At 46.6% G+C, this 12,154-nt stretch carries 11 protein-coding genes and 1 tRNA gene; 8 read left to right on the forward strand and 4 right to left on the reverse strand.

Annotation, left to right across the window (positions count from 1 at the left end; translation table 11 throughout):
- Positions 1-2,877 (reverse strand): excinuclease ABC subunit UvrA, encoded by a 2,877-nt coding sequence (gene uvrA / locus PVA46_RS06010; RefSeq protein WP_167695849.1) that lies wholly within the window; start codon positions 2,875-2,877, stop codon positions 1-3.
- Between the two features lie 106 nt (positions 2,878-2,983).
- On the opposite strand from uvrA, the gene rpe reads away from it, so the two are divergent.
- The 3 genes from rpe (at position 2,984) to PVA46_RS06025 (ending at position 5,536) form a co-directional block, all read left to right on the forward strand.
- Complete coding sequence (gene rpe / locus PVA46_RS06015) at positions 2,984-3,640, forward strand: ribulose-phosphate 3-epimerase (RefSeq protein WP_167695850.1); 657 nt, start codon at positions 2,984-2,986, stop codon at positions 3,638-3,640.
- Between the two features lie 6 nt (positions 3,641-3,646).
- The gene (locus PVA46_RS06020; RefSeq protein WP_167695851.1) at positions 3,647-4,768 is read left to right on the forward strand and encodes a tetratricopeptide repeat protein; all 1,122 of its coding nucleotides are present in this window, start codon (positions 3,647-3,649) and stop codon (positions 4,766-4,768) included.
- A 180-nt stretch (positions 4,769-4,948) separates the two neighbouring features.
- Positions 4,949-5,536 (forward strand): hypothetical protein, encoded by a 588-nt coding sequence (locus PVA46_RS06025; RefSeq protein WP_167695852.1) that lies wholly within the window; start codon positions 4,949-4,951, stop codon positions 5,534-5,536.
- Positions 5,537-5,661: 125 nt separating this feature from the next.
- On the opposite strand, the gene PVA46_RS06030 is transcribed toward PVA46_RS06025, so the two are convergent.
- The gene (locus PVA46_RS06030) at positions 5,662-6,024 is read right to left on the reverse strand and encodes a hypothetical protein (protein ID WP_167695853.1); all 363 of its coding nucleotides are present in this window, start codon (positions 6,022-6,024) and stop codon (positions 5,662-5,664) included.
- 34 nt (positions 6,025-6,058) lie between these two features.
- Positions 6,059-6,976: a GntR family transcriptional regulator YhfZ gene (gene yhfZ, locus PVA46_RS06035; protein WP_167695854.1), complete on the reverse strand. Its 918-nt coding sequence runs from the start codon at positions 6,974-6,976 to the stop codon at positions 6,059-6,061.
- Between the two features lie 207 nt (positions 6,977-7,183).
- Here yhfZ and PVA46_RS06040 point away from each other — a divergent pair, with 207 nt between their 5' ends.
- Together PVA46_RS06040 and sppA are read left to right on the forward strand one after the other, a co-directional pair.
- Positions 7,184-7,588: a hypothetical protein gene (locus PVA46_RS06040; RefSeq protein ID WP_167695855.1), complete on the forward strand. Its 405-nt coding sequence runs from the start codon at positions 7,184-7,186 to the stop codon at positions 7,586-7,588.
- Between the two features lie 135 nt (positions 7,589-7,723).
- Positions 7,724-9,550, forward strand: coding sequence for a signal peptide peptidase SppA (sppA, locus tag PVA46_RS06045; protein WP_167695856.1), 1,827 nt, complete (start codon positions 7,724-7,726; stop codon positions 9,548-9,550).
- A gap of 115 nt (positions 9,551-9,665) precedes the next feature.
- Here sppA and PVA46_RS06050 read toward each other — a convergent pair.
- A tRNA-Met gene (locus PVA46_RS06050) sits at positions 9,666-9,739 on the reverse strand.
- Positions 9,740-9,902: 163 nt separating this feature from the next.
- Between PVA46_RS06050 and PVA46_RS06055 the strand changes: the two genes are divergently transcribed.
- Genes PVA46_RS06055 through rsfS form a run of 3 tightly spaced genes read left to right on the forward strand, consistent with a single transcriptional unit; the run spans position 9,903 to position 12,150 of the window.
- Complete coding sequence (locus PVA46_RS06055) at positions 9,903-10,577, forward strand: hypothetical protein (protein ID WP_167695857.1); 675 nt, start codon at positions 9,903-9,905, stop codon at positions 10,575-10,577.
- Positions 10,578-10,589: 12 nt separating this feature from the next.
- Positions 10,590-11,804, forward strand: coding sequence for an LCP family protein (locus PVA46_RS06060; RefSeq protein ID WP_167695858.1), 1,215 nt, complete (start codon positions 10,590-10,592; stop codon positions 11,802-11,804).
- Entirely contained in the window at positions 11,773-12,150 is a 378-nt protein-coding gene (gene rsfS, locus PVA46_RS06065; protein ID WP_167695859.1) for a ribosome silencing factor, read from the forward strand. Before PVA46_RS06060 ends, rsfS begins: the two co-directional genes overlap by 32 nt.
- Positions 12,151-12,154: the final 4 nt, after the last annotated feature.

Consider the following 12,154-nt stretch of genomic DNA (forward strand, 5'->3'; position numbering starts at 1 on the left):
TTATTCGTCCCTTCCTTTGGTTATTTGCTCTAGCGGAGTAAGACCACTAAGTAGCGGTTTTAGATAGCGCCCCGTAAAGGATGCTTCACAATCAGCAACGTGCTCGGGCGAGCCTGTTACCAACACTTGCCCACCACCAGCACCGCCTTCGGGGCCAAGGTCGACAATATAATCGGCGCACTTGATGACATCTAAGTTGTGTTCAATCATCAAAATGGTGTTACCGCGCTCCACCAACGACTGTAGACTTACCAATAGCTTCTTCACATCTAAAAAGTGAAGTCCGGTCGTAGGTTCGTCAATGATATAACACGTCTTCCCCGTCGATCGCTTGGAGAGTTCGAGCGCCAACTTCACGCGTTGTGCCTCCCCACCACTCAAGGTTAAGGCCGACTGCCCCAGCGTGATATAATCCAAGCCACACTCCATCAACTGGGCAAGTTTACGCTCCACCTTGGGGATATGCGCAAAAAATTGATGCGCCTCTTCCACCGTCATCTGGAGAATCTCGTGGATGTTCTTCTCCTTATAGCGAATCTGCAAGGTCTCGTGGTTAAAGCGCGTGCCATGACAGACATCACACTTAACAAAGACGTCGGGTAAAAAGTGCATCTCGATCTTCTTAACGCCTGATCCCTCACAAGCCTCACAGCGTCCACCTTTTACATTAAAACTAAAGCGTCCGCTCTTAAAGCCCGACGCCTTCGCCGCCGGAAGCTCGGCAAAAAGCTCCCGAATCGGCGTCCAAACGCCCACATACGTGGCGGGGTTACTACGAGGCGTGCGGCCAATAGGCGACTGATCGATGGTGATGACATTGTCCAGCGCCTCTGCGCCAACCACCGCGCCTACTCTACCCACACTCATGCGCGCGCGATTTAATGTATTATGGAGATAGGGGCTGATAATATCGTTAAGCAGCGTCGATTTACCCGACCCCGATACGCCCGTTATCACCGAGAGTGTACCCAACGGAAAGGTTACATCGATATTTTTTAAATTGTTATGCGTTGCCTGCTGAATACCTAAAAAAGAGCCATTGCCCTCGCGCCGAAGACTAGGCACCGCGATAATCTCCTTACCGCTCAAATAGCGACCCGTCGGGCTTAGCTCCACCTGTGCCACCTCTTGAGGCGTACCAGAGGCCACCACCTGCCCACCATGCACGCCAGCAGCTGGACCAATGTCGATTAAATAATCCGCCTCACGGATCACCTGCTCGTCATGCTCTACCACGATCAACGTGTTACCCAAGTCGCGTAGACGCTTGAGCGTTTGCAATAGGCGATCGTTATCGCGCTGGTGTAGCCCGATGGTTGGCTCATCCAAAATGTAGAGTACGCCCATCAAACTCGATCCAATCTGCGTCGCCAAACGAATGCGCTGACTCTCCCCACCGCTAAGCGTGCCAGCCGTGCGGGTAAGCGATAAATATCCCAAGCCCACGCTGTGCATAAAGGTAAGGCGATCGCGAATCTCCTTGAGGATCTCCTTAGCGATAGCCTCATGCATGCCACTTAAACTAAGCGACTGAAAAAAATGCAATTCATCCTCAATGCTCATCTGGGTAAGACTCAAGATATTCTGCCCGCCCACCTGTACGGCTAGAGCCTCACTACGCAGACGCGCGCCCTTACAGCTTTCACAAGGAGCAGAGCGCATAAAACCCTCAAACCACTCTTTCACGTTGTCGCTGGTACTCTCGCGATGACGGCGTTTGAGATCGGCAAAAATACCCTCCCAAGGGCGCTGTTGCGTATGGCTATTTGTCCCTTGTACATTTTCATACTTAAAGGTAATCACCTCGCTACCCGTGCCGTGCAACACCTTTGCTAACACTTGTGCATCAATCTGATTAATTGGCGTATCCAAGGTAAAGCCGTAGTGCGTGGCTAAACTCGCAAAGATCGATCGATACCAGCGATTGGTCTCGGGGTTGTAAGGAGCAAAGCCACCTTGATTAAAGCTAAGCGCACGATTAGGCATAATGAGATCTTCATCAAACTCCAAGGTCTCGCCCAAGCCCGCACAGTCGCTACAAGCACCCGCGGGATTGTTAAAGCTGAAGAGCCGTGGCTCCATCGCCGGCATACTAAAACCGCACAACGGACAGGCCGCATGCTCACTAAAGAGAATCTCTTGCGTGATTTTATTCTCTTGATCCAACAACGCGACAATCACCTGCCCACCGCTCACGCTCAAAGCACTCTGCACCGCCTCACTTAGACGCGAACGCTGGCTATCTTCTAAAATAAGGCGATCCATCACCACCTCGATGGAGTGCTTGCGCTTCTTATCTAGGGGAATCTCCTCTTCCAATGAGACCACCACGCCATCCACGCGCACGCGCACAAAACCAGAAGCTCGCGCGTCGCTAAAGACCTTGGTATGCTCCCCTTTGCGCTCGCGCACTAAAGGCGCGAGAATCATGAGGCGCATAGCGTTGGGGATAGCAAAAATATCGTCAATAATTTGATCCAAACTGCGCGAGGCGATCGGAATATTGTCCTTAGGACAGACCGCCGTACCCACACGCGCATATAGAAGACGCAAGTAGTCATAAATCTCGGTGATGGTGCCAACCGTACTGCGCGGATTGCGCCCTGTCGTCTTCTGCTCGATGGAGATGGCAGGCGATAAGCCCTCGATATAATCGACATCGGGCTTCTCCATGCGTCCCAAAAATTGCCTAGCGTACGCCGAGAGCGACTCCACATAACGGCGCTGACCCTCGGCAAAGATCGTATCAAAAACCAGCGAGCTCTTGCCCGAGCCTGAGACCCCAGAGACCACCACCAGCTTATCCCGTGGCATGGTAACATCAATACCCTTTAAGTTGTGCTCACGAGCACCCTTTACAATCAAATGAGTTTGCATATCCCCTATAATATAGCATAAAAAAAGTCTTGTAAAGAGTATTACTAGATGAATTCACTTTTGTTCGCTTGCCAAAAATAATCTTTTCGGCTATACTTTTCCTATTATGAATACAAATATGCCTATTTTGGCTCCTAGCCTACTGTCGGCTAACTTTGCACACTTTCAAGAGGCGCTCACCTTGGTGCATCAGCATCAAGCGCCGTGGCTTCACTTCGACGTGATGGATGGGCAATTTGTGCCGGCTATCACCTTTGGATCGCAAGTGGTTGCCAGCCTGCGCGACAAGAGCGAGACTTTTTTTGATGTGCATCTCATGACCAACACCCCCGAGCGCCACTTTGCCGCCTTTGCGCAAGCTGGTGCCAATAATATTACCTTTCACATTGAGGCCACGCACCATGCGCACGCCCTTGTGCAACAGATTCATACATTAGGAGTCAAAGCAGGCATTGCGCTCAATCCGGCTACGCCCTTAAGTGCAATTGTCGAGCTACTGCCCTTTGTTGATCTCGTCTTGGTGATGAGCGTCAATCCCGGCGCTGGTGGCCAGAGTATGATCCCCAGCATGCTCCAGAAGGTGAAACGACTGCAACAGATGAAGAGCCACTATAACTATCCCTACCACATCCAAATTGATGGCGGGATCAACGAGTCGACCATCTTTGCGGTGAAAAATGCGGGCATCGACGTGGTAGTAGCAGGGTCTGCCTTCTTTGCCAATCCTAAGCTCGATCTCTTTTTACAGCGACTACGGAGTTAATTCGTAGTGGATGCCCAAGCGATCCTCAAGAAGGCCGAGCGTCAGCTCAAAGCGACGCAGTATCGACAAGTGATTCGGCTCTTAGAGCCCAAAATCCTCTTGTTTAATAATGACGCGCACTTTTACTACCTCTTGGGGAGCGCTTGCTACTTTACCAACGACATCAACGGCGCACAACTCTATCTTCAACGCGGGCTTACCTCTGCCGAAGATAACATCGACATTCGCCTCTTGCTGGCTTGCGTGGCGTTACGCAAACGTGATACCGCGCAGGCGTTGCAACTTTGGCTCGAGGTAGACGACCTTGAACCCGACAACAAAAAAGCGCGCTTTGGTATTAATAAAATGAAGAGTATCAAAGATAATCGTGATTTGGGGCGCTTTCTTGTGCAACACTCGTTCAAAAAACTCCTACCCATCAAGCCCATCTCCCCCCTTATGCGCGTCGTCTCGAGCATCGGCTATACCCTCACTATCATGCTTTTATTAGTCAGTATCGGGTTTCTTAGCCAACGTATCTTCTACCAGATATTTCCCCCTCAACCCTTCACGCGCGACGGTGTATCCGAGCAATTTACCTTCTTTAGCATCAAACCCACCGAGATCCTCTCCCCTAGCGATGCCCCTACGCTCTTTATCTTGAGTGAGGCGCAAATTCTCCAAGGCATGGAGGATGCGCGAGAGTATTTCAACAATTTTCAAGACGATCTTGCCGGCAGAGAGCTCAATCGCGTACTCCTTTCTAATGCCAGTAGCGCCGTTAAAGCCCAAGCGATGATCCTCCAACAGGCCTTTCAACCGCCCACTTTTGCCACCTACAATGCGAATTTTACCTTTGTCGATGTCGCCTCCCAACCGCAACTCTACAATGGATTGCATGTGCTTTGGCGGGGGCCCATCAATGGGCTCAATGTTACGCCCTCCCGCATTGCCTTTCGTCTCTTAGTTGGCTATGAAGATGGACGCGTCTTAGAGGGTGCGGTGGATGTCTTTGTTCCCTTCGAGATCTCCCTTACGCCTAATCTGGTTACCCACGTTTTAGGCAAAGTTGTCGCTAATGATGCGGGAAATTTCTACCTAGAAGCCGTCTCTATTAACCAAATTGTCGCCCTCGATTCTCATTTTTAACATTTTTTATCTTTTTTTCAAAAAATCATTAAATTTTAATTCTTTATCTACAATCACTTTAAACTCATCAATACGACACATATGCATAACTTCACAAGAAAAATATCTTCTCATCATAATTTGTTCACATTTGCCTAGTATTATGGAGATATCTTAAAGAGAAAGACGGAGGAGAACAAAATGACACGACAATGGAAACGAGGAACACTCACTATAGCCGCCCTAATCATGCTCGCATCCCCACAACTTTTCGCACAGAATGCACGCGGTAATCGCCCACAGCAAGGTCGCCCTGCACAAGGTGCACCCATGCAACAGGGACGTAGTGATAACATGCGCTACAATAACCAAGCCAATAACATGCGCCAGAGAGGTGGTCAACAACGCGGAACCTTTGGCATTTATGCAGAAGAGTGGCAAGCTCTCTCTAGTGAAGATCAGGCGAAATTACATAACTTTATCACCGAGATTGGACTAGATAATCGTCCTGATCACCGTGCAATGGTCGCCTTTATGAGTCAAGAGGAGCGCCTAGCTCACTTTAACTCCCCCGAAGTACAAAAAGAGCGCGCCATCTATCAGGCTAAACTCTTTAAGTTTTGGGAGACAACCGCCTACAACTTCGACATTGGTCCTTACTCCAGCGGGCGCATCGCCATGACCAAGGCACGCCTAGAAGCACAACAAAATCGCATCGATCGTCAACAACGCTCTATGGACGACCTCAATCGCTTTGTCGCACAACAAGAGGCAAGAAACCGTAACTAAATTTTGATTTTGTATAATAACACTTTGGTTTGAATAACTTTTTTTATCACTTTTCAGAGTAAAAACATCACTTTTTTCATCACTTAATTTAAGAGGGTTTTGCTGTTGGCTAGCCCTCTTTTTTTTTATCTATGCTCCAAAATATCTGTGTCAACCAACATTAAAAGATGGGCATAGATGTAGTCTATTTCGTTAGGATGCCATAGCTTCGCACTCATACGTTGGAGATCTTGCCACCAACCTTGCACGTCATCGAACATCGGATTATCCAGAAGCTCTTGACGAATCTCCGCATGCATAAGCGGCATCACGATGGCCTGCTCTTGACGCATAAATCCCATACTCAAGTGGGTAAGCAACATATCCAAGCCCTCAAAAGAGAGATCGGTTGCCAAAGCAGTGCAATAATCCCTTGCTTGCTGGGCAAAACGATACGCTTCCTCGTGGATAAGCCCCTTCTCTTTTAATGCTAAAAAACGATACTCCATCACCCTATCCTCTTGTGTAATATAAAGATGTCGCTTAATATTTAGGTACACGTAAATCGTATACCACCTCATGCTGAACGGCGAGAACATGCTCCTGATTGATGGTGCGCTTAAGAATGGTATTGATAACGAAGTTACGCTGGAAGCCGACCAACACCGCTTGGGTGGCACGATCGGTAAGGGGGTTGTCGATAAATTGATAGGCGAGCGGGTACTGGTGCATCAAGACTTGGTCGTAATTCCAGACACCGGCATCTATCTTATTATGCAGAAGGTTATTGATAATTTGATGCGCACCCATGGGAATAAGTTCTACATCAAGATCGCGCACCAGCGCCTGCGTAAGATAGGATTGATCGTAAGAACTCATATCAATCGCCACACGCATGCCCGCTTGGAGCGCCTTATGCGGATGCGCAAAGAGAATCACATGACCAGAGAGGTAGGTTTTCGATCCAAAATTAAAAAGAATCTCCAAGGGTGCACCCGACTTAATGGCAAAATCAGCAGCTAATCCCGAGACAATGCTAAAGTGATAGAGCCCCTCAAGCACTTGATGAATACGATCTTTAGCACCCCGTACATAGGCTAAACTCAACGACAAATCGACTTGCATAAAGGTGTCATAGAGCCCACTAGCCAACCCCTCATAGAGCTTAGAGTACGGCAAGGGCATGCTCCCACGCAAAGGGCCACGCAACGCAAAATGTTGCAACTTCTGGTAGTCAATATCGATAAGAAAGGTGCCCAGATGCCCGCGACTTTTGGTAACAATAGCCTCTTTTTGGCGTAAAACCTGAATCGCATTCTGTACCGTTCCGCGCGAGAGGTTATAGCGCTCCACCCAATCGCTAATCACCGGTAAGCGATCGCCCACGTGAAGTAACAAAATCTCAGAAGCTAGCAACTCAATCACCTTGCCGGTTTTTTGCAAAAATTCCTCATGCATCATCACAGCCCCCCACCCATCTAATTCTCTCGTATTATAAAGGAAAAAAGCAACTCTGTCAATCGATATCTTCAAAATAGAAAATTAATATTTTTTTAGCAATTAAATATAAAGATTGCTTATGTTTTTACGTATCTTTATCGATACATTATTTATAGGAAGTGTTACTTTCTTTTTCATATCTATTTTTTATTTATAGGACGGAAAAAAATGAAAAAATGGATCGCAGGTATGCTGTTGGTGCTCTTCATGGTTCCTACCGCTTTTGCACAAGCTACACTAAAAGATGGCATTTACAAGGCCAACTTTGAAAAGGCTAATCCCACCGGATATATGCCCACCTTAACCATTCGTGTGCAAAAGGGAGTCATCATTTCGGTTGTGTATGATGAGACCGATGCCAAGGGAGTTGCTAAGTCTAAAGATGCAAAGACTAAAAAGATCTTTGACGAAATGGCGAAAGAGCTCTCCTCCTCTCAAAAGGCTCCTCTGGTCAAAACCCAAGCTCCACGGGAAATCTTGGACAACTTTAATGCCTTAGCTCAAGCTGTCTTAGAGCAAGCTACCAAAGCAGCCACCGACACACCTATCATCGTGAAAGGTATCGCCAAATAACCCAATTTCTGTCTTGGATTCCTAATATTAGGATTCAAGACAGAAATTTTGGTCGTTTTTATTTTTAGTCTCTTTACAAATCACTCGTTTTGTGCTAATTTTAATAATATGAAAGATACAAATTATATCTTGCTTTTGCATAGATTTATCAAATTCCTACGCGAAGCAGTAGCCAACATTCTCTTTATCCTTTTTATTCTTCTGGCTATCATCATTGGTCACTACCTCTTTTTAGGCATGCGCCAGACCAGTAAAGCGCCCAAGCTTCCGCCATCGTTTACCCTATCACTCAACCCAGGCTATATTAATGAGCAGAGTAGCCCCGAACCAGGACTTATTCAAGAACTCTTGCTTGGTAACAATCCCAGCAAAGAGTCGGTGCATGACTACACCCGCGCCATCAAGCTCGCCAAAGACGATCCGCGCGTAACGGCCATTTGGCTCGATCTTAGTGGTTTTTATCCATCAGGGTTTGGCGTGATTGAAGAGCTACACGCTGCCCTTAGCCTCTTTAAAACCAGCGAAAAACCTATCTATGCCTTCTCCGCCTACTACGGTAAAGGGAGCTATTGGCTAGCATCCCTTGCCGATGAGATCTGGATGGATCCGTTTGGTATGGCAGATATCAATGGCTTTGTGAGTAGTCAAATTTTTATGGCAGAAGCACTTAACAAGCTTGGCATTGAAGCAAATATCATCAAAGTAGGACGATACAAAAACGCCGTGGAGGGCTACGAACTAGAAGCGCGTAGCGAAAGCAACCAAGAAGCGACGCGCTCTCTGCTTAGTTCTATTTGGCAACATTACACCACCAGCATTCTGGCTAACCGCGCTAACTTATCGAATAACCAAAAAATTGCGATTGCTAATCCAACCTTCGCGAACCGCACCTTAGGCGACTCTGAAGCACAAACGAGCCAACAATTGGGTCTCATTGACCAAATTGGAAGTCGCAACCAAGCGCTTAACACGCTCTTTCCTAACATTAGTTTCGATCCATTTGATCATTTCAACAGCGAGCAAGGGGCGTTTATCTCGCCCAAAAGATACCTCAATGTAGAAGATCGGGTGGCACAACGTAAAGCTAAGCGCCGTCGTATTCTCCACAAAAATGAACCAACAATTGCCATCATTCACGCAGAAGGGGCGATTGTTTCGGGGTATGGATCGGATACGCAGATGGGCGCACAGCGCGTCATCGAGCAACTTCAAGATGCTGTTGAGGATCGGGTTCAGGCAATTATCATTCGTATAGATTCCGGCGGAGGAAGCTCTTACGCTAGCGAACAAATGTATCGGGTCATAGAAGATATTCGTAGTAAAAAGAAGATTCCTGTAGTCATTTCTATGGGTGCTACCGCGGCCTCTGGTGGTTACTGGATGAGTTTGGCTGCCGATAAAATCGTCGCTCACCCAACCACCGTAACCGGCTCTATTGGGGTCTTTTCCCTCTTTTTTACGGCCGAAGGGTTTGCCAAGAAGTGGGGTATCAATGAAGATCGTCTCTTTGTGCCAAACAACCAAATTCCTAGCATGGATCTCTTTCATCAGCCTAGCGAGGCGATGCTGGAATACTACCAATCGGGGACGAATTTTATCTACAATGAATTTTTAGAGCGCGTCGTAAAGGCAGGGCGTGCAGAAAATATCCAAAAAGCCGATGCACTTGCCCAAGGACGTGTCTACAGTGGACTACAAGCGCTAGATTTAGGACTTATAGATGCACTTGGTACGCTAGATGATGCGATTATCATTACGGCAGAATTAGCCGAACTAGGTGAAGTTTATGCCGTTAAAACCTATCCCTTTAACGACAAAACCATGGAGCGTATCATTCAATCACTCCTTAATGTGCAAGAGAATCCACTCAACCTTATTTTAGCACGCATCGGGCTTAGCCAAGAGATGCTCACCGCGCAACCCTACCACGTATACGCACTAGAGCCGATGCGTATCGAATAATACCACAAAGATAAAGCGATAAGCAGGAGCAGGATATGATTGCTTCTGCTATGTTATTAAATGTTAAAAGAAATAAAAAAAGAGTTATTGGTTTTAACAATAACTCTTCAAAAAATAGCAGGGGAAGGACTCGAACCTCCGACCTTTGGGTTATGAGCCCAACGAGCTAGCCAACTGCTCTACCCTGCGTCGTATCTACACTATACTTCAAAAGCGAAATGATGTCAAGCACTTTATCCCAATATTGTCAAAATTTACAATATAAATTACATTTTTCTCTAAATTTTCGGATTTCTTCTTATTTTCTTAACACTTTTTTGAGATAATATGGTATACTTAAGGGAGGAATCTTATGTTACAAGGAAAAGCTTTTATGTTATATTCCATCAAACGCTCAATGAGCCTGCTTATTTTACTCTTTATTAGTGTGGGACTAGTTAGTTGCGAAACAACCAATCAATCAATGCCACCAGAAGAGAGCACCCCACCAGAAGAGAGTAGCCCACCAGAAGAGAGCACACCTGCATCCACTCCAGAAACCCCAAAAGCAGAGCCCAAGCTCCCACCCATGCCCATGAAAAACGTCGAAGGAAAAGGATATCTCGTAGAAATGGGTCGCTCTTGGTCTTATATGGCATCGCTCTCGGCAGGACAAGAAAACACCTTCGCTGTCGATCAATATCCCGGCTTAAAAACCACCTTCAATGGCTCTAAAGTGCTCATTACTGCATTCATCAACCGTATCAGCAGTACAGCTGATAGTTACTTAAATGATTTCAGTCGTACCTTCAATGAATTTAACCTACTAGAGAGTATTCCTCAAGAAGATGGGTATCTCCTCGTTATGAACCGTAAAAGCGACCGAAATTCCCTGCGCTACGTGCGTCTCTTTTATCACGCGGAGCTTAAACAGGCCTTAGCCTACAACCTCACCTTTCGGGTTATTGGCGATGAACAACTCTATCGCACCAGCTACACAACTGACACCGTTGCTCAAGAAATTCTCGAATTCTTTCACCTTACCTAAGCATCGTCGCCTATGAAGTTATCGCTAGAAGCGCTTAAAGATCGATCGTTGTTTCTACTCTATCTTATTCTAGCTATTGTCCTAGGAGCATCGATCTATCTCTACTTTCAAACCAAGAGTAATGCCGTTGCGCAAACCTTACGGCGTAAGGATGGCATGGCAACCCTGCTTGTGGTGCATGAGGAGGGGAAACCCCTCTTCACGCTCATGTATCTTTACAATAACCAAACTCATCGAGGGGCAGTTTTTGATATTCCAGCTAACTACGCTATCATTAGTAGCGATCGTTCACGCTTTGTCCCCATATCTACCTACTTTAACCCCAAAAATCCACAAGAATATGCCCAGCGCGTGCGCAATATCTTGGCAATTGCTGATACTCCTTTTTACATCTCGATGGATTTAGATGAATTTAGTTTTTTAGTTGATTTGCTTGGGGGCGTAGAAGCTTTTATTGCAACAAATTATCAAGCAGAATATCATCAACGTGCGGTGATGCTTCCTGCTGGCTCGCTTATTCTCGATGGTGCAAAAGCTACCGAGTATCTTATTATGGCGCAAAATACCTCAGCACAGAGTCGAAGAGAGGAGCTTACTCGTCGGTTTGCTGGGGCTTTTGTCCGTCAAATGGCGTTGAACAGCTCCGCGATTGCCAACCCTTTAGTCATCGATCAGCTCATCAATAAGAGCACGACCAATATGGATAGGGAAGCTCTTTTGGAGTTTTGGCAGGCAATGCATCGCTTAGACAAAGAGAATTTGATTGTCCAAAAGGTAACAGGTACCATCCGCACTATCGACAATCAACAATTCCTCTTTCCCCACTACGACGGGCGACTGATCCGTGAGATGGTAACACAAACCCAAGCGACACTAGCCAATCCTCAGGAGGTGATTATTCAAGCCTGGCCAAGGCGTATTGAAATTCAAAATGGTACAAAAAATAATGGTTTAGCTCAACGCACCGCGCAAATTTACGAAAGTCTTGGCTACAATGTTGTGCGTACCAGTAACGCCGAGACCAATGATGTGGACTACACCATTGTGATTGATTTTAGTGGCAACCTTGAGGCCGCCCAGCGCGTGGGAGAGGTTATTCGCACCAACCGCATCTATTCGTTCAGCATTCCGGTGGGATCAGATTTGGATATTATGGAAAATGTCGATATTCGTATTGTATTAGGGAGAGATTTTGATGGAAGATATACCCAAGAACTTATCAGTTAATGAAATTGCCTTAGAGGTCGCACAGCTACTTGTCGATTTACAACTTAGCGATCTTGTTGTCCTTGATGTAAAACAGCAATGCACCTGGGCGGATGTTTTAGTCGTAGCGACCTACACCAGTGAGACCCAAGCCAAAAGCGCGATGCACGAGGTAAAGCAATTGCTTTATCGTTATGACTTTCCTATTCAAACGCATAGTAAGTCGCCACAAAGTCGCTGGCTGGTAGTCGACGCATATAACATCGTGGTCAACTTCCTCAACCCTCAAGAGCGAACCTTCTATGCCCTAGAAGATCTTTGGAAAGAGGGCGATCTCCTCTTCTCTACAAAAAAAGAACATTCTTAATCAG

The organism is Entomospira culicis (assembly GCF_028748145.1).
GTDB classification, from domain to species: domain Bacteria; phylum Spirochaetota; class Spirochaetia; order WRBN01; family WRBN01; genus Entomospira; species Entomospira culicis.